This window comes from Pseudomonas sp. LRP2-20, from assembly GCF_024349685.1.
GTDB lineage: Bacteria > Pseudomonadota > Gammaproteobacteria > Pseudomonadales > Pseudomonadaceae > Aquipseudomonas.
In genome coordinates this window covers 3,807,834-3,830,697 of sequence record NZ_AP025944.1, presented here as the reverse complement: position 1 = coordinate 3,830,697, position 22,864 = coordinate 3,807,834, and the positions used below count along the sequence as shown (strand labels likewise).

The following is a 22,864-nucleotide window of genomic DNA, read 5'->3' as shown; positions in this document are numbered from 1 at the left end:
GGGACGCTTACATGTTCGAACGCCTGATCCAATTCGCCATCGAGCAGCGCCTGGTGGTGATGCTCGCCGTGGTGCTGATGGCCGCCGTGGGTATCCACAGCTACCAGAAGCTGCCGATTGATGCGGTGCCTGATATCACCAACGTCCAGGTGCAGATCAACACGGCCGCGCCGGGCTATTCGCCACTTGAAACCGAGCAGCGCATCACCTTCGCCATCGAGACGGCCATGGCCGGCCTGCCGGGTCTCAAGCAGACCCGCTCATTGTCGCGCTCGGGGCTGTCCCAGGTGACGGTGATCTTCGACGATGGCACCGATATATTCTTCGCCCGGCAACTGGTCAACGAGCGCCTGCAGGTGGCCCGCGAGCAGTTGCCCGAAGGCATCGAGGCCAGCATGGGGCCGATCTCCACGGGGTTGGGGGAAATCTTCCTGTGGACCGTGGAGGCCGAGCAGGGCGCACTGAAGGAGGACGGTACGCCCTATACGGCGACCGACCTGCGGGTGATCCAGGACTGGATCATCAAGCCGCAGCTGCGCAACGTGCCCGGTGTCGCCGAGGTCAACAGCATCGGCGGCCACGCCAAGCAGTACCTGATCGCCCCGGAGCCCAAGCGCCTGGCGGCCTACAAGCTCACCCTCAATGACCTGATCGCAGCGCTGGAACGCAACAACGCCAACGTTGGTGCCGGCTACATCGAGCGCAACGGCGAGCAGTTGCTGATCCGTGCACCGGGGCAGGTGGCTTCGGCCGAAGACATCGCCAACATTGTCATCTCCAGCGTCGATGGCACACCGATCCGCGTCAGCCATGTCGCCCAGGTCGGCCTGGGCGAGGAACTGCGCTCTGGCGCGGCCACCGAGAACGGCCGCGAAGTGGTGCTGGGCACGGTGTTCATGCTGATTGGCGAGAACAGCCGCACAGTGTCCCAGGCCGTGGCGGCCAAGCTCGCCGAGATCAACCGCAACCTGCCCAAGGGCGTGCTCGCGGTGACCGTCTACGACCGCACCAACCTGGTGGAAAAAGCCATTGCCACGGTGAAGAAGAACCTAGTCGAAGGCGCCATCCTGGTGATTGCCGTGCTGTTCCTGTTCCTCGGCAACATTCGCGCCGCGCTGATCACTGCCATGGTCATCCCGCTGTCGATGCTGTTCACCTTCACCGGCATGTTCAGCAACAAGGTCAGCGCCAACCTGATGAGCCTCGGCGCCCTGGACTTCGGCATCATCGTCGATGGCGCGGTGGTGATCGTCGAAAACGCCATCCGCCGCCTGGCCCATGCCCAGCAGCGTCATGGCCGCATGCTGAGCCGTGCCGAACGCTTCCACGAGGTGTTCGCCGCCGCCCGCGAGGCACGCCGGCCGCTGATCTACGGGCAGTTGATCATCATGGTGGTGTACCTGCCGATCTTTGCCCTGACCGGGGTCGAAGGCAAGATGTTCCACCCGATGGCCTTCACCGTGGTGATGGCACTGCTGGGCGCCATGATCCTTTCGGTGACCTTCGTGCCGGCGGCCATCGCGTTGTTCGTCACCGGCAAGGTCAAGGAAGAAGAGGGCGTGGTCATGCGCACCGCCCGCCAGCGCTATGCGCCGGTGCTCGAGTGGGTGCTGGGGCGGCGCAAGCTTGCGTTTACCGCCGCTGCCGGGCTGGTGCTGCTGTCCGGGGTCATGGCCAGCCGCATGGGCAGCGAGTTCATCCCCAGCCTCAGCGAAGGCGACTTTGCCTTGCAGGCGCTGCGGGTACCCGGCACCAGCCTGTCGCAGTCGGTGGACATGCAACAGCGCCTGGAGCAGGCGATCATCGCACAGGTGCCGGAAGTGGAGCGGGTGTTTGCCCGCACCGGCACCGCCGAGATCGCCTCCGACCCGATGCCGCCGAACATCTCCGACGCCTACGTGATGCTGCGCCCGCGCGAGCAGTGGGGTGACCCCGGCAAGCCCCGCGAGGTACTGATTGCCGAGGTCCAGCGCGCCGCTGCCAGCGTGCCGGGCAGCAACTACGAGCTGTCGCAGCCAATCCAGTTGCGTTTCAACGAGCTGATTTCCGGCGTGCGCAGCGATGTGGCGGTGAAGGTGTTCGGTGATGACATGGACGTGCTCAACCGCACCGCCGCGCAGATCGCCAGCAGCCTGCAACAGGTGCCAGGCGCCTCTGAAGTGAAAGTCGAGCAGACCACCGGCCTGCCGGTGCTGACCATCGACATCGACCGCGACAAGGCCGCGCGCCATGGCCTGAATGTGGGCGACGTGCAGGATGCCATCGCCATTGCCGTCGGCGGGCGCACGGCGGGCACCTTGTACGAAGGCGATCGCCGCTTCGACATGGTAGTACGCCTGTCCGAAACCCTGCGTACCGATGTCGATGGCTTGGGCAGCCTGCTGATTCCGGTACCCGCCAGCGCCGCAGCCGGTGCAGCGCAGATCGGCTTCATCCCGTTGTCGCAGGTGGCCACGTTGAACCTGCAGCTTGGGCCGAACCAGGTCAGCCGCGAAGATGGCAAGCGCGTGGTGGTGGTCAGTGCCAACGTGCGTGGGCGTGACCTGGGCTCGTTCGTCGAGCAGGCCGAACAGACCCTGCGCGAGCAGGTGCAGATCCCGCCAGGTTACTGGACCCGTTGGGGCGGCCAGTTCGAGCAGTTGCAGTCGGCGGCCGAGCGCCTGCAGGTGGTGGTGCCGGTGGCGCTGCTGCTGGTGATGGCCTTGCTGCTGATGATGTTCAACAACCTCAAGGATGGCCTGCTGGTGTTCACCGGGATTCCGTTTGCCTTGACCGGCGGGGTGCTGGCGTTGTGGCTACGGGATATCCCGTTGTCGATTTCCGCAGGGGTGGGGTTCATCGCCTTGTCGGGGGTGGCGGTGCTCAATGGCCTGGTGATGATCGCCTTTATCCGTAACCTGCGCGAGGAGGGGCGCGGTTTGCGTGCAGCGGTCGAGGAGGGCGCGCTGACGCGCTTGCGGCCGGTGCTGATGACTGCGTTGGTGGCGTCGTTGGGGTTCATTCCAATGGCCTTGGCGACAGGGACAGGCGCCGAGGTGCAGCGACCGCTGGCGACGGTGGTGATTGGCGGGATCCTGTCTTCCACGGCGCTGACCTTGCTGGTGTTGCCGGCGCTTTATCAGTGGGCGTACAGACGCGAAGAAGATTGAGATCGCCGGGGCCGCTTTGCCGCCCATCGCCGGCAAGCCAGCTCCCACAGGGATAGCGTCTGCCTTAAGCATGTCGCTGTCCCTGTGGGAGCTGGCTTGCCGGCGATGGGCTGCAAAGCAGCCCCAGGGATCTCAGATCGGAGTACGAACCTGAGGGCTCACATCACTACCAGGTTCATCATGCAGCGAAATCCGCGATGTCTCCGGCAACGCCAACCCACCCACCAACGCCACCAGTGCAATCACCACCAGGTAGAACGCCGGCGCCAGGCTGCTGCCGGTTTGCCCGATCAGCCAGGTCGCCACCAGCGGCGCGGTACCGCCAAACAGGGTGTAGGCCACGTTGTAGGTAATCGCCGAAGCGGTATAGCGGGTACGCGTAGGGAAACTCTCCGACAGCAACGCCGCCGTCACCACGCCACTGCACAGCGCCCCCACCGCCAGCAGGATCACCCCCAGCAGCGCTCCCGACATCGAACCGGAACTGGCCAGCCAGTAGGCGGGGAACACGCAGACCATCACCCACAGGCAGGTGAAGCCAATGGTCTTGCGTCGCCCGACCCGGTCCGAGAAGGCCCCGGCCAGTGGGCAACCGACCGCCGCGAACAGCAACGCCACGGTGGTCACCAGCAGCGACTGGGCGCGGGTCAGGTGACCGACCAGTTGCAGGTAGGTGGCGAAGTAGGTGGTGAACATGTAGAACGACAGCGCCGTCAGCGAGATGAACATGCCCAGGTTGCGGATCGCTCGGCCGTGGTTGCGCAGGGTTTCCTTGAGCGGCGAATGTTCATGTTCCTTGCCTTGGGCGACAGCCTCGCGAAACGCCGGGGTTTCTTCCATGCGCCAGCGTAGGTACAGCCCCACCAGCCCCAGTGGTGCAGCCACCAGGAACGGGATGCGCCAGCCCCAGGCTGTCATGGCCTCGGCCGACAGGCTGGCCTCCAGGCCATAGGCGATCACCGCCGCACAGGCAAAGGCGGAAAAGGTCGAGACTGGCACGAAGCTGCCGTAGAACGCTCGCTTGTTCTGTGGCGCATGTTCCATCAGGTAGGCACAGGCGCCTGCGTATTCGCCACCGGCAGAAAAGCCCTGCAGGCAGCGCGCCAGGGTCAGCAGCGCGGGTGCGGCAAGGCCGATGCTGGCGTAGGTCGGCAGCAGGCCGATCAAGGTGGTGGAACCGGCCATCAGCAGGATGGTCAGCGACAGGATGCGCTTGCGCCCAAGGCGGTCGCCCAGCGCGCCGAACACGATGCCGCCGAGCGGGCGCAAGGCGAAGGCCACGGCAAACACGGCGAAGGTCTTGAGCAGGGCGACACTGGCATCTTCGCTGGCGAAGAACTGGTTGGCGATCAGGGTGGCGAGGAAGCCATAGACGGCGAAGTCGAACCATTCGACGAAGTTGCCGATGGCCGAGGCGGCGATGACCCTGCGCAGGGTGGCGGGGGATACCTCATGCGATGCAGACATACGGAAGCTCTCCGGTTTCCATAGGCAGCCTGGATGGATGTGGTGGGCTCAAGGCCCGCCATCGTTGTTATCAACTGCCAGTAGACCGGTGGACTCGCTCGCCTGCATCGTTCAGGGCGACATCGGGATACCTGTTTCGACCGCACCACCCGGCGTCATACGGAGAACATCACTCCGGTGCGCGAAGCCGCATTGCGAATGTGCTCCTGCATTGCCTTTTGCGCCGCTGCCTGCGAGCGGCGGCTGAGGGCACGGAGGATCTTGCGGTGTTCCTGCCAGGTTTCCATGGCCCGTTCCGGGCGGATGAAGGGGAGTTTCTGGCTTTCCAGGAAAATCTCCTGGCTGGCGGTGATCACTTGCAGCATCGCGTGATTGCCGCAGGCCTGCAGCAACTGCTGGTGGAAAATGAAGTCGAGCCGGGCGGCGGCGTCGAAACGGCCGGCACGTAGCTCCAGGCGCATCGCTTCGACATTCTCTTCCAGGCGATCGAGGTGCTCGGCGGTCAGCGTCAATGCAGCCTGGCCGGCGGCGAAACCCTCCAGGGCATAGCGCAACTGGAACGTGTCGCTGGCGGAAACCTGCTCGGCGTATGGCCAGGCAAATGGGGAGGGCGCAGGCGAGGGCGCTTGCACGAATACGCCCTTGCCCGGCTGCACACTTATCAGGCCCAGGGCGCTGAGCGATGACAACGCTTCACGCAGTGAGGCCCGGCTGACCCCCAGTTGCTCGGCAAGGTCACGCTGCGAGGGCAGGGCATCGCCGGGTTGATAGGCGCCCTCATCGATCAGCTTGCGGATGCCTTGCAGGGCCTGTTCGGGGACGGCGCGGGGGAGGGAGTCGAGCATGCTGTTCAGACCGGTCGGAGGGCAATGAACTTGGCTTTTTACGGCTATTGCCCGGCGCTTGCAAGTGTTGCTCCCCGTTGGCGCAGGCTGCAGCCATGACGCACGAAAGCGGGGCGTAAAGGCGCCAGAGCAGGCGAACGGCGGTCAAACTGTTCAGACCAGTAAGACCGTTAAGTTCAAGCCTTTCGGCCATTTGCGCAGGGTGGCGGCCTGTGCTGGCATGCCCCGTGCAATGCCCAGCCGGCCCCCTTTTTGTGAACCTCTGCGAGGCCGTTCGATGAAGACTTTCCGTACCCTGTTCCTGGCCAGCCTGTTCTGTAGCGCCAGCTTTGCGCTGCCCACTGCCCAGGCCGATGCACTGGCCGACATCAGCGCCCGAGGCGTGCTCAAGGTGGCGGTGCCGCAGGACTTTCCGCCCTTCGGCTCGGTGGGCCCGGACCTGAAGCCCCGTGGTCTGGACGTCGACACGGCGCAACTGCTGGCTGACAAGCTTGGTGTGAAGCTGGCACTGACGCCGGTCAACAGCACCAACCGGATTCCGTTCCTCACCACTGGCAAGGTCGACCTGGTGATCTCGAGCCTGGGCAAGAACCCCGAGCGTGCAGCGGTGATCGATTTCTCCCGGCCCTATGCACCGTTCTACCTGGCCGTGTTCGGCCCGGCCGAAGTGGAAATCGCCGGTATCGAGGCGATCGACGGCAAGACCATCAGCGTCACACGTGGCTCGATCGAAGACATGGAACTCAGCGCCGTGGCGCCCAAGGGCGCGGTGATCAAACGCTTCGAAGACAACAACTCCACCATCGCCGCCTATCTTTCCGGGCAGGTCGAGCTGATCGCCAGCGGCAGCGTGGTGATGGCTGCCATCGCCGAGAAGAATCCCGCCAAGGTGCCGGTGGTCAAGGTCAAGCTCAAGGATTCGCCGGTGTACGTTGGCCTGGCCAAGAACCAGCCAGCGTTGCTGGAAAAGGTCAATGCCACGCTGGACGCAGCCAAGGCTGACGGCAGCCTTGACCGCAACGCCGAGAAATGGCTGAAACAGCCGCTGCCGGCCGACCTCTGAGCACAGCCCGGAGCCTGTGACCATGGCCTATGAATTCAATTTCGCCCCTGTGCTTGCCCAGGCTGACCTGCTGCTCAACGGCGCTTTGTTCACGCTCCAGCTGACGGCGATCGGCACGCTGCTTGGCGTGGCCATCGGCGTGCTGGGCGCCGGCGTGCGCGCCTGGCGTGTGCGGCCCTTCGACGCGCTGTTCGGTCTGTATGTGGAGCTGATCCGCAACACGCCGTTCATCGTCCAGCTGTTCTTCATCTTTTTCGGCCTGCCAGCGCTGGGCATTCGCCTGACCGAGTGGCAGGCGGCCGTGCTGGCCATGGTGGTCAACCTGGGCGCCTACTCCACGGAGATCATACGTGCAGGTATCCAGGCCATCCCCAAAGGGCAGCTGGAAGCTGCCGCGGCCTTGGCCATGAACCGCTTCGAAGCGTTTCGCCATGTGGTATTGCAGCCTGCGCTGGCCAAGGTGTGGCCGGCGCTGACGAGTCAGATCGTGATCGTGATGCTGGGGTCGGCGGTGTGTTCGCAGATCGCCACCGAAGAGCTGTCGTTTGCCGCCAATTTCATTCAGTCGCGCAACTTTCGCGCGTTTGAAACCTACCTGCTGACCACTGCACTGTATCTGCTCATGGCCATCGTTGTGCGCCAGGTGCTGGTCTGGCTGGGGCAGCGCCTGCTGATGGGGAGACGCTGATGGACTTCACGTTCTGGGACATCCTGCGCAACCTGCTGATCGGCCTGCAATGGACCTTGTTGCTGTCGCTGGTGGCCTTTGTCTGCGGGGGGCTGGCCGGCTTGCTGATATTGCTGGCCCGGCTGTCCGAGCAACCGATATGGCGGGGTCTGGCGCGTGGCTATATCGAGTTGTTTCAGGGCACTCCCTTGTTGATGCAGCTGTTCATGGTGTTTTTCGGGATTGCCTTGTTCGGCCTGGATGTGTCGGCCTGGATGGCGGCCGCCATTGCCCTGACCCTGTTCACCAGTGCCTTCCTTGCCGAAATCTGGCGCGGCTGCGTCGAAGCGATTCCGCGCGGCCAGTGGGAGGCCTCGGGCAGCCTGGCGCTGAACCGCCTGGAGCAATTGCGCCATGTGATCCTGCCGCAGGCGCTGCGTATCGCGGTCGCCCCGACCGTGGGCTTCTCGGTGCAGGTGGTCAAGGGCACGGCGGTGACTTCGATCATCGGCTTCACCGAGCTGACCAAGACTGGCGGCATGCTGGCCAATGCGACGTTCGAGCCGTTCATGGTCTACGGTCTGGTCGCGTTGGGCTATTTCATCCTCTGCTATCCGCTCTCGCTGAGCGCCCGTTATCTGGAAAGGAGGCTGCATGCCCCTGCTTAGAGTGTCTGCTTTACACAAGTACTATGGCGACAACCACGTGCTCAAGGGTGTCGACCTGAGCATCGAAGAGGGTGAAGTGGTGGCCATCATCGGCCGTAGTGGTTCAGGCAAGAGCACGCTGCTGCGTACGCTCAATGGTCTGGAGTCGATCAGCGACGGTGTGATCGAGGTCGACGGTGAATACCTGGACGCCGCGCGTGCCGACTTGCGTGCCTTGCGCCAGAAGGTCGGCATGGTGTTCCAGCAGTTCAACCTGTTCCCGCACCTGAGTGTCGGCGAGAACGTGATGCTGGCCCCGCAGGTAGTGAAGAAGGCCAGCCGTGGTGACGCGCGCCAGCTCGCCGAACAGATGCTGGCTCGGGTCGGGCTGGCGGAAAAATTCGATGCCTACCCAGACCGGCTGTCCGGTGGCCAGCAGCAGCGCGTGGCGATTGCACGGGCCCTGGCCATGTCACCGAAGGTACTGCTGTGCGATGAAATCACGTCGGCCCTCGACCCTGAACTGGTCAATGAAGTGCTGGGTGTGGTGCGACAGCTGGCCAGCGAGGGCATGACCCTGATCATGGTCACCCATGAGATGCGTTTTGCCCGTGAAGTGGGCGACAAGCTGGTGTTCATGCACCAGGGCAAGGTGCATGAAGTGGGCCACCCGCGCGAGGTGTTCGCGGCACCGCGAACGCCCGAGCTGGCCAATTTCATTGGTACGGTGACGTCGGCCCAGGCCTGCTGATTGTCGGGCCATGCAGCGGTTGTCGTGATGTCTGTGCCGGCGTCGAGGCCGGCACAGACATTGGCATCAGAAGCGCATGTCTACCGCCACCTCGAATGTGCGCGGTGCGCCCATGTAGTACTGCAGCCCATAAGCCTGCTTGGCATACACCTCATCGGTCAGGTTGCGCACCCGCCCGGTGATCGTGGTGTGTTCATCCAGCCGATAGCGGGCAAAGGTGCCGAACAAGGTATAGGCCGGCGCCTTGAGGGTGTTGGCGTTGTCGGCATACACCGAGCCGACATAGCGCGCATCCACACCCGCCGACCAGGCCGAGGTCAAGCTGTAAGTCAGCCACAGGTTGGCGACATTGGCCGGCACGTTCACCGGGGCGTTGCCCTTGCGTGATACCGAAACGCCGTTGACCGCTTCGTTGAACTCATCGTACTGCGCGTCGACGTAGGCATAGTTGCCCTCGGCCAGCAGCTTCGGCGTGACCTGCAGCCGCCCGGACAACTCGACCCCGCGCGAGGTCTGCTGGCCGGCCTGGACCGTCAGGTTGGGGTTGCTCGAATCGCGCACGGCAAAGTCCTTGCGCACGATCTGGTACAAGGCCACGGTCGCCGCGCCGCGTCCGTCGAGGAAGTCGAACTTGCTGCCCACCTCCCATTGCTCGCCCTTGGACAGGTCGAATGTGCCGACGTTGGCGTAGGTGGCCGCCGCCAGCGAGCCGGCCGGCAGGTCGGCAGCGGTGCTGTACTGGGCATAGAGGCTGGCCGACGGCGTCAGTTCGTAGGTCAGGCCGATGCGCCCGGACAGCGGTTCCCAGCGCCGCTCGAAGAATGCCGGTGAAGTTGGCGTCACCGCGCCATAGTTGGTCACCTCCATGTCCAGGTAGTCGTAACGCAGGGCCGTGAGCAAGGCCAGGCGCTCGGTCAGTTGCAGGCGGTTTTCGGCGAACACCGCGCGGTTGCTGGTGACATGCCGGCGCTGCTTGCTCAGCCCGGCATTCACCCCGGGGATGTCGTAGAAGCTGCCTGGGTCGAAGTGGTCCGGGTCGACCACATCGGTCCAGCTTCCGGCCGTCGGGTACACGCTCTGGCGCATGTGCGAGTAGTCCAGGCCCAGCGACCACTGGCTGGCCAGGCCGAACAGCTGATTGTCGTGGCGCAGCTCGATGCGGTCGCCCAGCACGCTCTGTTGGTGGCGCTGCAGGTAGGGGCTGGCGCGCTGGACGTTGCCGCTGCTGGTGTAGCTGTAGCGTTCGACGTTGCGGTAATCGCGCTGGGCGCTGTAGTGGTACAGGGTGTTGTGCACGCTGGTGCTGTCGCTGAGCTGGTAATCGAGCAGCGAGCGCAGCCAGCGCACCCGCTGTTCGTAACGGCCATCGGCGACGTTGTAGTTCTCGAAGCGGCGGCTGTTGTCGATCTTCATGGTGCTGCGCCCTGGCAGGATCGGCGTTCCCCAGTACGGGCTGTCTTCGCGGTCCTCCTGGTATTCCAGCGCCAGGGTGTGGGTCAGGTCGGGCGTCAGGTCGCTGAGCAGGGAAAACGCCAGGCTGTCGGTGTTGCGCTGGTTGCGGTCGATGTAGCCATTGCCATCGGTGTGGCTGAAGTCCAGGCGCATGAAGTGGCGTGCATCGGCCGGGTTGCTGGCCAGCGCCTGGTTGATGCCGAATGCCACTTCCGAGTCGTCGTAACTGCCGTAGCGCACGCGGCCATCGATGATTTGCTGGTCGCGGCTGGCGGTCTTGGTGATGTAGTTGATCGAGCCGCCCACGGCACCTGCGCCATGCAGGAAGGAAGACGGCCCGCCGAGCAGTTCGACGCGGTCCAGCACCCAGGCATCCACCGGCCGGGTGGCACTGCTGTAGCCGAGGTTGATGCCGTTGTAGAGCTGGCTGACCTGGTTCTGGGTAAAGCCGCGGTAGCTGACGAAGCCGCCGTAACCCGGGTTGGCCGATGCGTTGACGCCAGTCATGGCGTTGATCACGTCCTGGCTGTCCTTGGCGTCGCGCGCTTCGATGACACGCCGGTCCGAGACGCTGACCGAAGCAGGTGTTTCCCGAGCGCTGAGGCCAAGCCGCGAGCCGGTGCGGATCGGCTGGTCCAGTTGCACGCCGGAGGGTGCATCGCGCTCACCATCGATGGTGGTGGCGCTGAGTTCGACGGCGGCATCGTCCGCCCAGGCGAAGGTGCAGGTGCCCATGAGGAGCACCAGGGAGGTTTTGCGGAGCATGTTGTTGGGTCTTCCACGCAAAGGTCATGGCTGACGCGAGTGCGCAGGCAGGCGCACCCGGCTGAAGTCAGGCGATTTGAGTAACGGCTGCGGGGAAGATGGCAGGGGGAGCACGGGGGGTAAGGGCAGGGCGCAGGTAACGGGGTGGCGGTTGCGCCCAGCTGCGCACGACGATGGGCGAGGTGGCAGTGACCTGTGCCGGGCTGAACGACCAGGCACCGCTGCCCAGAGGCACGGCCAGGCCGAACGAGGAGCACACCGGGCAGTCGAGCTGCGCCATGTGCTGGTCGCCACCGGCACCGTCGAGGTCGATGGCCACACCGTGCTCGCTGTTGATCGAGCAGAAACCACCTTCCAGCCCGGCCAGGCGCAGGCCGCCCATCTGGCCGTGGTGCAGGCCGCACAGCAACAGGCTGAACAGGACGCTGGCATAGAGCGTCCAGGCAGTCAGCGTGCGGGTGTGCCGGGTGATTTTCATGGCGGCGAATCTATCACCCGGACGAACGGCAGGGTAGTGCCTGGCCGTGGCAGGTTGTCGCAGTTCAGGCCGCGCGTTCGAGCGCGTCCAGCAGTTCGACGAACTCTTGCGCCAGCTTGTGGCGTGGCGCCATGTGTACCAGCGGTACCGAAACCTGGTGCGATTCGCGCATCTTGATCGAGTTGCTGAGGTACACCGGCAACACCGGCAGGCCTTCGTTGCGCAGCTGCTCGACCAGGGTCTGGTGCAGCGCGGTGCGCCCGGCGAACTGGTTGACCACCACGCCTTCGACCAGCAGCGCCGGGTTGTGGTCCTGGCGCAGTTCCTCGACCTCGGCCATGACGCTGAGCAGTGCCTGGCGCGAGAAGCTGTCGCAGTCGAACGGAATCAGCAGGCGTTCGGCGGCCACCAGGGCGCTGAAGGTATAGAAGTTCAGCGCCGGCGGGGTGTCGATGTAGATCCGCTCGTAGTCCTCGCCCAGCTCCACCAGCAGCTTGCGCAGCTTGTTGATCTTGAACTTGCTCTCCAGCTTGCTCTGCAGGTCGCTGAGGTCGGGGCTGGCGGTCACCAGGTGCAGGTTGTCGTAGCGGGTTTCGGTGATCGCCACGCGGTGCTTCTTGCCGGCGGCGGTAACCGGCGAGAGTGTCTGGCGGAAGAAGTCGGCGATACCGGCGGGGATGGCGTCGTCGGTCAGCCCGGTGAGGTAGTAGGTGGCATTGGCCTGGGGGTCGAGGTCGACCAGCAACGTGCGATAGCCTTCGGCCGCACTGGCCGCGGCGAGGTTGCAGGCGATGCTCGATTTGCCGACGCCACCTTTCTGATTGAAAACCACACGACGCATGAGACGCTCATCCATGAAGAGGGAAATGTCAGGTAGGGGTCAATCCTATGACCGAATCACGACAGTTTTATGACAAGGCTTGTTACAGCAGTGAAGTTCATCTTTGCTGAAGCGCAAGCGCTCTGTTGCGGCCTGTTCACGGCGGTTCGACGCCTCGACAAGCCCGCCCCCAGGGACCGCACATCCGTCAGCTATGGGGTGATCCTGTGACAGCGGGCTTGCCCCGCGAACACCGGCGCAGCCGGTGCCAGGTCAAGGAATCAGGAGCCTGACTTCTCCAGCGCTTTCAGTTCATCCTCCACCTGCTGCATGCGCTGCTCGGCCAGCGCCTGGACCTTTTTGTCCTGCGCGGTCTCACGCATCAGGCCGGTAAGCTTGTCGCTCAGGCGCTTGCCTTCTTCGGTCTCTTCCAGCGCCCTGGCCTTGGCCGGGTCGCGGGTGGCGGCGACGATGGTGGCGAATTCGGCGTCGCTGAAATGCTTCTCGCTGTAGAGCTTGAACAGGTCCTGGCGCTGGTCCTCGACGGTGAGGTGCTTGCGCAGGACGTTGCTGATGGTGGCTGCATCCAGCTGCGGGTGGGTGCGGGTCAGCAGCGCGGCCATGCGCTCGATGTTGTGGTCGTAGGCTTCCTGCAGCGGCAGGTTGGCCAGGATCTGCTCTTCGCGGGAGGGCTTCTGGTCGCAGGCGGCAAGGGCGGCAATGAACAGCAGGGGTAGCAGCAACTTCTGGATGCAGGGCATGGGGTGGCCTTGGGGGCGTAGTGCAGAAGGGGGATTATAGCGGTGTCGGGTTGCCAGCCATCAGCCCTTGAGGTAGAAAAACGCTCGCTCAGATCACGTTTCCAAGCTCATGACCCAGTGGATCATCCAACCCCCCAGCCACGGCAGTATCCGTGAAGTCGTGGCGTTCATCGACAGCGCTCGGCGTGGGCTTTTCCCGATGTTGGCCGATTCGCCGATGCCCAAGGACCTCGCCCACTTCGCGCAGACTTACCTGGACGGCGAAGGCCATTTCCTCGAAGCCCGCGATCAAGGTCGTTTGATCGCCGGCGTCGGCTATCTGCCTTACGACCACCGCTTCGCTCAGCTCGATTACCACGACAAGCGGGTGGTCGAGGTGGTGCGCCTGTTCGTGCTGCCCGAGTACCGCCGTCATGGCCTGGCTGCAGCATTGTTCGCCGCCTTGCGCGAGCACGCCCGTGCCGCTGCAGTCGAATGCCTGTACCTGCATACCCACCCGTTTTTGCCCGGGGCGATCCGCTTCTGGGAGCGGCAGGGCTTTTCGCTGATCGATGTGGAGGACGACCCGGTATGGCGTACGACACATATGGAGCATTGGCTCGCCATAGAGGGCGTGGGCCTGTCAGAAACTGCCTGACAACGGCCACTCCACGGCCAGGCGGATCTGGTCACCATCCAGCTCCGCCTGCGCCGTATTGCCCCGGTGCATGTTGTGCCGCAGCGAGAAGGTGGTGCCCTTGGCCTTGCCACTCTGCACCACATAGCGCGCCTCCAGGTCCCGCTCCCAGTGCTTGCCGCCCTTGCCATAACCCAGGTACGCATAGCCGCCGTTGGGGTCGACGTGAGTGCCGTCGATATCGAAGCCGCGTACGTACAAGGCGCTCAGGCTCAGCCCCGGCATGCCGTAGCCGCCCATGTTCAGGTCATAGCGCGCCTGCCATGATTTTTCGTTCGGGGCGTTGAAGTCGGACATCTGCACGGCGTTGGCGAGGTAGATCGCCCCGCGGCTGACGTAGTCGAATGGCGTGTTGCCGTCCACTTGCTGCCAGCCGAGGCTGACGCTGTGTGGGCCTTGGTTGTAGCGCGAGACCAGGCTCCAGGTGGTGTTGTCGATACGCCCGGACAGCGCCTTGCCGGTGTCGGTGGTGCGGTACAGGTTGAGGTCCAGGCTCAGGCTGCGGCGTTCGTCCAGTGCATGGGTGAGGGTGCTGCCGAGGTAGTGCTGGTTCCAGTTGTCTTCGTAGCGCGAGGTGTACAGGCTGGCGCTGAAGGCGGCGCCGGGGTTCCACACCAGGCCGGCGAGGTCGAAACTGTTGCCCTGGCGGCCGTCGGAGTAGTTCACTACGAAGCCCTGGTCGTGGCTGGACGCGTTGCGGTCGGTATTTTCGTTGAAGTGGCCGGCGACCAGCTTGAGGGTGTCGATCTCGTTGCTGGAGAGGAACAATCCGGTGGCCGTTTCGGGCAGCAGGCGGCTGTCGGAAGAACTGAACACGGGCGTCTTCACCCGCTGTTCTCCCCAGGACAGCACGGTACCGGATACCCGCAGCTTCAGCGCTGCACCGCCACGGCTGTATTCGTTCTTTGGATGGCCGTCGTTGTCCACACTCAGCAGGCGCGCCTTGCCGGCACGACCGCCGCCGCTGTCGAGTTGCACGCCCTGATAGACGTGGGCATCGACGCCAACACCGATCAGGCCTTGGGTGAAGCCGGACTGCAAGGTGCCCATCAGGCCGTAGGCCCATTCTTCAGCCATGCCATTACGTTCGCTGCGCGGCTTGTAGGCATTGCGTGCGCTGCTGTTGCGCCCACCGTGTTTGTAATCGCGCTGGTCGTAGACCGTGCGGTTGAGCAGGCTCCAGCTGCTGTCTTCGAGCAAACCGTGGCTTTGCGATTGCGCCGAGTCCGCCAGGGCGAACGGGGCCAGGCCTGCCAGGGGCAGGGATAACAGCACAGTGGCGGGGCGCAACGACATGGCAGGCACTTCCGGGTTCAGGGGGCGCGAAAACGCAGGATGCGCGCGCCGTCGAAGGGGTCGGTGAGGTAGTGGGCGTGCACGCCGAAAGTGCTCAGCAGGCGCTCGGGGGTGAGCACCTCCAGCGGCTTGCCGAGGGCGACCAGGTGGCCGTTGTCGAGCACCGCCACGCGGTCGCAGGTCAGTGCCTGGTTGAGGTCGTGCAGGGCCACCAAGGTGGTCACTGGCAGTGCCTGCACCTGCTGCAGCAGGCTTAGCTGGTGCTGGATGTCCAGGTGGTTGGTCGGCTCGTCGAGCAGCAGTACCTGTGGGCGCTGGGCCAGGGCACGGGCGATGTGCACGCGCTGGCGCTCGCCGCCGGACAACGAACGCCAGATGCGTGCGCGCAGATGCGCGGCATCGAGGTCGGCCAGGGCCTGCTCGACGATGGCGCGGTCCTCCCTGGAAAACGGGGCCAGCGCCGACAGCCACGGCGTGCGGCCCAGGGCTACGGCATCGAACACGCTGATCGCATCGAGGGTGTCGGCTTGTTGCTCGACCAGCGCCAGGGCCTGGGCGATACGCCGGCGCGGCAGGCGTGCCAGTGGCTCGCCAAGCAGCTGCACGCTGCCTGTATCGGGTGTGCGCAAGCCGGCCAGCAGCTTGAGCAGGGACGACTTGCCTGAACCGTTGGGGCCGACGATGGCCAAGGTCTCACCGGCCACCACGCTGAGTTCGACGTTGCTCAGCACGGTGTTGCCCGACAGTTGCAAGCCCAGGCCATGGCACGCGAGTGGCGCCAGTTGCGCGGTGTTCATGGCCGTCATGGGCGCCCCCTCCGGCTGACCAGGATCAGGGCAAATACCGGCGCGCCGAGCAGTGCGGTGACCACGCCCACCGGGATCGCCTGGCCGGGGATCAGCGTGCGCGAGAGGATATCGGCGGCAATCAGGAACAACGCACCCCCCAGGGCGCTGGCCGGCAGCAAGCGGCTATGGCCTGGGCCGAGCAGCAGGCGCAAGGCATGGGGAATGACCAGGCCGACGAAGCCGATAGCGCCGACGATCGAGACCATCACCGCCGTCACCAGCGCCGCGCAACTGATCAGCAGCAACTGGCTACGGCGTACGGCAATGCCCAGCGACGCCGCCGAGTCGGCGCCGAAGGTAAAGGCATCCAGCGCCCGACGGTGCCACAGGCACACTATCAGCCCGAACACGGCCACCGGCATGGCCAGCCACACCGACGGCCAACGCACCCCACTGAGGTTGCCTAGCAGCCAGAACAGGATGCCCCTGGCCTGCTCGGCGGTGGCTGACTTGGTGATGAGAAAGGCAGTGAGGGCGTTGAACAGCTGCGAGCCGGCGATGCCGGCGAGGATCACCTGGGCATTGTTGCCGCCTGGTCCGGCGGCACGGGCCAGCACCAGCACCAGGGCGAACGCCGCCAGGGCACCGGCGAAGGCGCCGCCGGACATGCTCAGGGCTGCGCTGCCCAGGCCCAGCAGGCCGACCAGCACCGCGCCGGTCGAGGCGCCGGCGGACAGGCCCAGCAGGTAAGGTTCGGCCAGCGGATTGCGCAGCAGCGCCTGCAGGATCACCCCGCAGGTCGCCAGCCCCGCACCGCAGGCGGCGGCGACCAGCGAGCGGGGCAGGCGGTAGTTCCAGACGATGCCGGCGTCGATCGGGTCGACCGGGTAGCCGGCCTGCCACAGGTGGTTGGCCAGCACCTGGCAGACCACGCCCGGCGACAGGTTGGTCTCGCCGATGGCGGTGCCGGCCAGCACGGCTGTGAGCAGGGCCAGCAGGGCCAGAGCGCTGTAGGGCAGTGCTTTCATCACTGCGCCGCTTTGCCGCTGGCGAAGGCCGCAGACAGGGTCTGCAGGCCACGGAACAAGCGGATACCGGCCTGCATGGCGTCGGCATCGAGGATGATGATGCGGTTGTTTTTCACCGCGTCCATGTGCTTCGTCACCGGGTCGCTGTGGAGGAATTCGAGCTTCTTCTGATAGTCGTCGGCAGGGTAGCGGCGGCGGTCCATGCGCGCGATGATCAGCCAGGTCGGGTTGGCTTTGGCCAGGGTTTCCCAGCCCACGGTCGGCCACTCCTCGGTGGACTCGACCACGTTGCGCACGCCCAGCGTTCGCAGCATGAAATCGGCCACGCCCTGACGGCCGGCAACGTAGGGAGCGATGCCGAGGTCGGCACTGGAGAACCAGAACAGGGCCGAGGTGTTGCTCAGGTCCTTGCCGCTCAGTTGCTGTTTCGCGCTGTCCAGGCGAGCCTTGAGGTCGGCATTGAGTGCGGCGCCATGGTCCTGCACATCGAAGATCTCGGCCAGTTGGCTGACGCTCTTGTAGATGCTCTCGATCTGAAACGCCTGCAGGCGGGTGCCGTCGGCGCCGACCAGGTTGTCCTTGCCTTCGCAGTCCGAGGGCAGCAGGTAGGTCGGGATGTTCAGCTCGCTGAACTGTTCACGGGTAGCGACCGCGCCCTGGGCGCCGACCATCCACTCGAACTGCACTGCCACCAGCTGCGGGCGCTTGCCGACCACGGCTTCGAAACTGGGCTCATTGTCGGCCAGGCGCGGCACCTGAGCGTTTTGCGCCTGGTACTCGGGGAGCACGTTGTTGTACCACAGCGAGGTCCCGGCCAGTTTGTCGCCCAGGCCCAGCGCATAGAGCATTTCAGTGCCGGCCTGGCCTATGGTGACCGCACGCTCGGGCGCCTGGGTGAAGGTCTGCGCTGTGCCGCAGTTGTCGAGGGTTAGCGGGTAGTGGGTGGCGGCGGCCTGGGCCAGGCCGGTGAGGCTCAGGCCTGCGAGCAAGGTGGCGATACGGGGCAGCATGCTGGGCGATCTCCTATCGGACAGTTCTGGTGAGGAACGCACGGACAGGCATCGCCGAGCCCCTGCATGTACAGGGGCAACACGGATGGCCATCCCGGACACCCCGCCGGTTGGTGAATGTTTGCCGGCAGGTCTCCTGACTGGTGCGTCCTCGCCCGGCTCCGGCCTTCCCGGATCTGTTGATCCAGTGGCATCGATGGAGCAGGCTCGGCACCTACAGTTGCGGGGGCAGTTCCGATTGGCGCGCCTTGTGGGGCGGGCCCTGGGATTCCCTATTAATTCCGTGGTGGAAACCGGCGGCCCGCATGGTAGACGATCCGGCCGCCGGGTGAAACGCCAAATCAGAAGTACTTCAGCCAGCGGATGTCGCGCCGGCGCGCCTTGAGCCGGGCGAACCCGCGCACCGGCAGGTACAGCGCCACTGCCAGCAGCAGCGCAGCCAGCCACACCGCGCCGATGCCATCGAAGCCGAAGTAGTCGCCATGGTTGAGGCCGAGCAGCGCCACGCAGGCCAGGTACAGCAATTTGAGCACGTACAGGTGCAGCAGGTAGAAGAACATCGGCGCCGCGCCGAACACCGCCAGGGCGCTGATCCAGCGGGCAAGCCCTGCGCGTTCGAAGGCGCGCAGCAACAGCAGGCCACAGCCCAGGGTCAGGGCCAGGAACAGCAGCGAAGGCGGGTACTTGGTGATGTTGAAGAAGCTCATCAGCGTCTGGGTGATGGTTGGATAGCCGCTCCACGGCGCTTCACCGTAGCCGTTGTAGAGGCGCAGCACCATGAAGCCGAGCAGGGCAATGACGCCGGCCATCAGCAGCCGATGCTGGCGCTCGGCGGCGTCGCTGCCACGGGCGAACCACGGGCCCAGGCCATAGCCCAGGGCGATCACGCCGATCCACGGCAGCACCGGGTAGGAGGTGCGCAGGCGCAGGTTCTCCGAGACTTCCAGCCAGCCACGCTCATGCAGGATCGCCCACGGCACGTGCATGGCCGAGTCCACGCCGAAGTGCAGGCCGTCGAGCAGGTTGTGCCCGGCGATGATCAGCGCGCCCAGGGTGAGCAGGGCAGGGCGTGGCAGCCACACCAGCAGCGACAGGGCGATCATGCTCACGCCGATGGCCCAGATCACCTGCATGTAGATCACGCTCGGCGGCAGCTGGAAGGTCCAGGCGAAGTTGACCAGGGTGAATTCCAGCACCACCAGGAACAGCCCGCGCTTGAACAGGAACGCCGAGACATCGCTGCGGCCCTGGTACTTCTCGCCATACAGCCAGGCCGACAGGCCGGTGAGCAGGACGAACACCGGGGCGCACAGGTGGGCCAGGGTGCGGCTGGCGAACAGCGACGGGTCGGTGGCATCGATGCTCATCGGGTCGCTGACCTGGCGGTGCAGGAAAAAGGTTTCGCGCACGTGGTCGAGGAGCATGAACAGGATCACCAGGCCGCGCAGGGCATCGATGCTCTGCAGGCGCTGGGTAAGCAGGGTGGGGGTGGCTGAGGCACTGGTCATGGAAAGGGTCGCAGGCAGGAATCAATGTCAAATGAAACGTTATCTTATAACTATTTTATTTGCGGTTGATAGCAGTTTTTGAGTTGCCTGAGCTGGCCTCTTCGCGGGCAAGCCCGCTCCCACAGGTACTGTGCAAGGCCTGAAGCTTTTGCAATCCCTGTGGGAGCGGCGGTTCGGCGCCCCGATTCACCCGCGAAGAGGCCCTCAAATCAGAAGGTGTAATCCACGGTGGCGAAATACGACCGTGGTGCGCCCATCACCCATTGCTCGCCACTGAATATCGACGCCACATACTCCCGGTCGAACAGGTTGTTCACCTGCAACCCCAGCCGCACATCCGGAAGCACCTGCCAGCCGATGTTCGCATCGACCACGGTATACCCCGGCGCACGCTGGCTATTGGCCGTGTCGGCATAGCGCTCATCCACATACCGCGCGCCAATCCCGGCTTCCACCTGCTGGCCAAAGCCCTTGCTCAACCACAGGTTGGCCGTGCGCCGCGGTACATTGGCCGGCCGGTTGCCGGCACGGTCCTGGGCCACGCCATCGACCACCTCCTCGAAGTCATCGAACTTCGCCCGCACCAGCGCGGCATTGGCCGACACCTGCCACTGCTGCCCCAGGGCCAGCTCCAGCGACATCTCCAGGCCATCGGAGGTCTGCTGCCCGGCCTGCTGCGCCTCGTGGGTGATCGGGTCATCCACCAGCAGCTTGCGCTTGACGATATGGAACGCCGCCAGCGTCCACTCGCCACGGCCCTCCCAGAAGCGCTGCTTGAGGCCCAGTTCGGTCTGCTTCGCCTTGGTCAGGTCGTAGTGCATCTGCGTCGGGCTGAGGCTGACCAGGTTGTCCACGCCGTCCTCGCTGGTGGAGTACTGGCCGTAGAGCGACAGGTCGTCGCTGACCGCGAACACCAACCCGGCGCGCCAGTTGCCGCCTTGCAGGCTGCGGTCGTTGCGGCTGCCGTCGACCAGGTTGTCGCGGTCGATATGGTTCTGGTCGCGGCGCACGCCAGTCACCAGCGACAGGCGTTCGCTGAGTTGCAGGCGGTTCTCGGCGAACAGGGCGAAGGTGTGGGTGCTGGACAGCGTCTGCGGGCGGGTCGGCGAATCGCTGTGGAACCCGCCTGGGCTCGGCTGCCACGGGTCGATGAAGTCGCCGCCCACATCGTTGTAGGGCCGGTTGCTGTCGACGTTGAAGCGCACCTTGTTGTACTCGACACCGACCAGCGTCTTGCTGGCCAGGCCAAGCAGGCTGTGGTCGAAGCTGAAGGTCTGGCGGTCGCCGACCTGCTCCTGGTTGTGCTTGATCTCCAGGTAGCTTTGGCGCTCCAGTTGCTCGCGCCCGGCGTCCCAGCTGTAGTTCTCGGCGTTGCGCCAGTGGCGGCGGCTCTTGATGTAGTAGAGCTGGTTGCTGGCGCTGAGGTGGTCGTTGATCGCCCAGTCGGTGGTGAATCGGCTCCACTCGTCGTGGTAGCGCTGTACGTCGTTCTGGATGTTGTAGTTCTTCTTGCGCAGGCTGCTGCGGTAATGGCCGTCGATCAGCGGCGTGCCGTAGTAGTTGGCGGGCTGGGCGTCGCCGCGCTCGTGAGCCAGGGTGAAACTCAGGTCGTCGCTGGCATCGAAGCGCAGTGCAACACTCAGGGCCAGGCTACGTGAATCGGTGCGGTCGACCCAGCCGTTGCCGGCCTGCTGGTTGAGGGTCAGGCGGTAGCTCAGGCGCTCGCTGAGGCTGCCACCGCTGTCCAGGCCGAGCTGCTGGCGATCCCACGAGCCGTAGCCCAGACGCAGGCGGTTATGGATGTCGCCGGTGAACGGTTTTTTCGGGATCACGTTGATCACCGCCCCGGTGGCGCCTTCGCCATACAGTACCGAAGCCGGGCCGCGGATCACGTCGATCTGCTCGACCATCCACGGGTCGACCGGGAAGGTCTGGGTGCCGGCCCCGGTGTACAGGCGCGCCCCGTCGAACAGGGTCATCACCGAGCCATGGCCGGCGAAGCCGCGTGCCGACAGGCCGGTGCCGCCATCGCCTGGGTTGCCGATGAAGGTGATGCCGGGCGAGCGGGTCACGGCGTCTTGCACGGTGAGGTTGTTGCGCTGCTCGATCTGTTCGGCCGTGATGTTGCTGGTGCTGGCTGGGGTTTCCAGGGCACTGAGGTGCAGCCGTGAGCCGGCTTCGGTCGGCGTGGCCAGGTCGACGCGCTGTGGGTCACGGGTATCGGTGATGGCCGTGGAGGGGAGGTTCAGCACCGGTTCGTCGGCCAGGGCTGGCAGGGTAACGGCCAGGCAGGCCGCCAGGGGATGAAGCTTGATCAATCGGGACATGTCGTTCCACTGCTGCAGGAATGAATGGATCCCGGTGGAAAACACGCAAAGGCGCACCCCGTACGCAGGCGCACGCGGATACCGGCCTGCGCCCGCCCACCGCGGGTTGCCAAGTAGCGCTTCAGGCCGGTCTCCGGGCTTGCGAGGGTCGTGAGGCCTTCACCTTCCCATGCTGGCGCACAGTGGTGTGTCGAAGGCATCGCTCGCTTACCGTTGCGGGGGCAGCGCCGGACTTGTCGTGGACCACGACGCACCGGCTTCCCGTTTCACCCTGCGCACGGCGGCGCAGGACACCTGAAACTGGCGCGCATCTGACCATTGAATGGCCAGTGCGTCAAATGCGTGTGTCAGCGCCCGCGGCGGCGCGACACCCGTGCCTCGATGTTCTTGCGCCCGATCAGCAGCGGCGGCTTTTCCACCACTGGCTCATCGGCCAGCCACTTGTACATCACCAGGCAGTCGACCAAGCCCAGGCGGGCATGGCGATAGGCTTTGGGCAGCCGGCCAACGGTCTCGAAGCCCAGCTTGGTCCACAACGCCACGGCCACTTCGTTGCTCGCCACCACCGAATTGAACTGCAACGCCAGGAAGCCCTCCTGGCGCGCCAGCTTCTGCGAGTGCTCGCACATCAGCCGGGCCACGCCACGGCCACGGGCGGCCTCGCAGACCATGTAGCCGCAATTGCCGACATGTGCGCCCGGGCCGGCGGCGTTGGCCTTGAGGTAGTAGGACCCGAGCAGCTCGCCATCCGCTTCGGCCACCAGCGTGTGCAGGGGCAGTTGCAGCCACAGCTGGCGTGCCTGCTCGAGGTTCAGCTCGGGGTCGAAGGCGTAGGTTTCGCGGGCCTGGACGATGGCCTGGAAGGTCGGCCAGAAACGCTCGAAGTCGTCGGGCGTCATGGGGCGGATGTGGATCATGGCGGTTCCTGCAATGGCTAGGCCGCCAAGTCTGGGTGGCGCGGCGCCGTCGCGCAAGGGCGGCGACGCCGCTTGCCTTCAGCCGTTGGCCTTGCCCACCGCATCCATGGCGCGGGCCGAGTAGACCAGCGCGGCCCCGGCGTTCATCGCCACGGCCACACCCAGGGCCTCGGCGATTTCCTCGCGGGTGGCGCCGTGCTTGACGGCTTGCTGTGAGTGCACGGCGATGCAGCCGTCGCAGCGGGTGGTGACGGCCACGGCCAGGGAGATCAGTTCGCGGGTCTTGGCGTCGAGGTGGTTGGTCTTGGCACCCGCGCCGCTGGCGGTCATGTAGCCGGCCACGGTGTCGGGGGACAATTGCTTGAGATCGCCGATGCCGGCCATCAACTGCTTACGGTAGGCGTCCCAGTCCATCATGCTCATCGTCTTCACCTTGGGGAGGTTGCGGG

At 65.0% G+C, this 22,864-nt stretch carries 20 protein-coding genes and 2 riboswitches; of the genes, 6 read left to right on the top strand and 14 right to left on the bottom strand.

Going from position 1 to position 22,864, the window contains the following annotated elements:
- Positions 1-11: 11 nt before the first annotated feature.
- Positions 12-3,149, top strand: coding sequence for an efflux RND transporter permease subunit (locus tag OCX61_RS17040; protein ID WP_261940570.1), 3,138 nt, complete (start codon positions 12-14; stop codon positions 3,147-3,149).
- 132 nt (positions 3,150-3,281) lie between these two features.
- Here the strand turns inward: OCX61_RS17040 and OCX61_RS17035 are convergent, their stop codons facing one another.
- Positions 3,282-4,616, bottom strand: a complete 1,335-nt coding sequence (locus OCX61_RS17035) for an MFS transporter (RefSeq protein WP_261940569.1) — start codon at positions 4,614-4,616, stop codon at positions 3,282-3,284.
- 155 nt (positions 4,617-4,771) lie between these two features.
- Positions 4,772-5,461: a FadR/GntR family transcriptional regulator gene (locus OCX61_RS17030; protein WP_261940568.1), complete on the bottom strand. Its 690-nt coding sequence runs from the start codon at positions 5,459-5,461 to the stop codon at positions 4,772-4,774.
- A 277-nt stretch (positions 5,462-5,738) separates the two neighbouring features.
- On the opposite strand from OCX61_RS17030, the gene OCX61_RS17025 reads away from it, so the two are divergent.
- From OCX61_RS17025 to OCX61_RS17010, 4 genes are read left to right on the top strand one after another with little or no spacing between them, the layout of a single operon-like run.
- The gene (locus tag OCX61_RS17025) at positions 5,739-6,524 is read left to right on the top strand and encodes a transporter substrate-binding domain-containing protein (RefSeq protein ID WP_261940567.1); all 786 of its coding nucleotides are present in this window, start codon (positions 5,739-5,741) and stop codon (positions 6,522-6,524) included.
- A gap of 22 nt (positions 6,525-6,546) precedes the next feature.
- The gene (locus OCX61_RS17020) at positions 6,547-7,212 is read left to right on the top strand and encodes an amino acid ABC transporter permease (protein WP_261940566.1); all 666 of its coding nucleotides are present in this window, start codon (positions 6,547-6,549) and stop codon (positions 7,210-7,212) included.
- Positions 7,209-7,859 (top strand): amino acid ABC transporter permease, encoded by a 651-nt coding sequence (locus tag OCX61_RS17015; RefSeq protein WP_261944329.1) that lies wholly within the window; start codon positions 7,209-7,211, stop codon positions 7,857-7,859. Before OCX61_RS17020 ends, OCX61_RS17015 begins: the two co-directional genes overlap by 4 nt.
- Positions 7,846-8,589: an amino acid ABC transporter ATP-binding protein gene (locus tag OCX61_RS17010; protein WP_261940565.1), complete on the top strand. Its 744-nt coding sequence runs from the start codon at positions 7,846-7,848 to the stop codon at positions 8,587-8,589. Before OCX61_RS17015 ends, OCX61_RS17010 begins: the two co-directional genes overlap by 14 nt.
- 66 nt (positions 8,590-8,655) lie before the next feature.
- On the opposite strand, the gene OCX61_RS17005 is transcribed toward OCX61_RS17010, so the two are convergent.
- From OCX61_RS17005 to OCX61_RS16990, 4 genes are all read right to left on the bottom strand, one after another.
- Positions 8,656-10,806 (bottom strand): TonB-dependent receptor, encoded by a 2,151-nt coding sequence (locus tag OCX61_RS17005; RefSeq protein WP_261940564.1) that lies wholly within the window; start codon positions 10,804-10,806, stop codon positions 8,656-8,658.
- Between the two features lie 67 nt (positions 10,807-10,873).
- Positions 10,874-11,284 carry a DUF2946 family protein gene (locus OCX61_RS17000; protein ID WP_261940563.1) on the bottom strand — a complete coding sequence of 137 codons (411 nt, stop codon included), beginning with the start codon at positions 11,282-11,284 and terminating at the stop codon, positions 10,874-10,876.
- A 64-nt stretch (positions 11,285-11,348) separates the two neighbouring features.
- Entirely contained in the window at positions 11,349-12,125 is a 777-nt protein-coding gene (locus tag OCX61_RS16995) for a ParA family protein (RefSeq protein ID WP_261940562.1), read from the bottom strand.
- Positions 12,126-12,385: 260 nt separating this feature from the next.
- Positions 12,386-12,865 (bottom strand): DUF2059 domain-containing protein, encoded by a 480-nt coding sequence (locus OCX61_RS16990; protein ID WP_261940561.1) that lies wholly within the window; start codon positions 12,863-12,865, stop codon positions 12,386-12,388.
- A 109-nt stretch (positions 12,866-12,974) separates the two neighbouring features.
- Between OCX61_RS16990 and OCX61_RS16985 the strand changes: the two genes are divergently transcribed.
- Positions 12,975-13,502 (top strand): GNAT family N-acetyltransferase, encoded by a 528-nt coding sequence (locus OCX61_RS16985; RefSeq protein WP_261940560.1) that lies wholly within the window; start codon positions 12,975-12,977, stop codon positions 13,500-13,502.
- On the opposite strand, the gene OCX61_RS16980 is transcribed toward OCX61_RS16985, so the two are convergent.
- From OCX61_RS16980 to OCX61_RS16945, 8 genes are all read right to left on the bottom strand, one after another.
- Positions 13,488-14,837 carry an OprD family porin gene (locus OCX61_RS16980; RefSeq protein ID WP_261940559.1) on the bottom strand — a complete coding sequence of 450 codons (1,350 nt, stop codon included), beginning with the start codon at positions 14,835-14,837 and terminating at the stop codon, positions 13,488-13,490. The genes OCX61_RS16985 and OCX61_RS16980 overlap by 15 nt on opposite strands.
- Positions 14,838-14,854: 17 nt before the next feature.
- Positions 14,855-15,643: an ABC transporter ATP-binding protein gene (locus OCX61_RS16975; RefSeq protein ID WP_261940558.1), complete on the bottom strand. Its 789-nt coding sequence runs from the start codon at positions 15,641-15,643 to the stop codon at positions 14,855-14,857.
- Positions 15,640-16,653, bottom strand: a complete 1,014-nt coding sequence (locus tag OCX61_RS16970; protein WP_409260972.1) for a FecCD family ABC transporter permease — start codon at positions 16,651-16,653, stop codon at positions 15,640-15,642. The genes OCX61_RS16975 and OCX61_RS16970 overlap by 4 nt, the downstream gene beginning before the upstream one ends.
- Positions 16,653-17,663 carry an ABC transporter substrate-binding protein gene (locus OCX61_RS16965; RefSeq protein ID WP_261940556.1) on the bottom strand — a complete coding sequence of 337 codons (1,011 nt, stop codon included), beginning with the start codon at positions 17,661-17,663 and terminating at the stop codon, positions 16,653-16,655. The genes OCX61_RS16970 and OCX61_RS16965 overlap by 1 nt, the downstream gene beginning before the upstream one ends.
- A 109-nt stretch (positions 17,664-17,772) precedes the next feature.
- Positions 17,773-17,976: riboswitch (cobalamin riboswitch) on the bottom strand.
- A 28-nt stretch (positions 17,977-18,004) separates the two neighbouring features.
- Positions 18,005-19,171 (bottom strand): acetyltransferase domain-containing protein, encoded by a 1,167-nt coding sequence (locus OCX61_RS16960; protein WP_261940555.1) that lies wholly within the window; start codon positions 19,169-19,171, stop codon positions 18,005-18,007.
- Between the two features lie 209 nt (positions 19,172-19,380).
- Positions 19,381-21,498 carry a TonB-dependent receptor gene (locus OCX61_RS16955; RefSeq protein WP_261940554.1) on the bottom strand — a complete coding sequence of 706 codons (2,118 nt, stop codon included), beginning with the start codon at positions 21,496-21,498 and terminating at the stop codon, positions 19,381-19,383.
- A 107-nt stretch (positions 21,499-21,605) separates the two neighbouring features.
- Positions 21,606-21,811: riboswitch (cobalamin riboswitch) on the bottom strand.
- A gap of 34 nt (positions 21,812-21,845) precedes the next feature.
- Positions 21,846-22,415, bottom strand: a complete 570-nt coding sequence (locus tag OCX61_RS16950) for a GNAT family N-acetyltransferase (RefSeq protein ID WP_261940553.1) — start codon at positions 22,413-22,415, stop codon at positions 21,846-21,848.
- Between the two features lie 78 nt (positions 22,416-22,493).
- Positions 22,494-22,838, bottom strand: a complete 345-nt coding sequence (locus OCX61_RS16945; RefSeq protein ID WP_027919898.1) for a carboxymuconolactone decarboxylase family protein — start codon at positions 22,836-22,838, stop codon at positions 22,494-22,496.
- Positions 22,839-22,864: the final 26 nt, after the last annotated feature.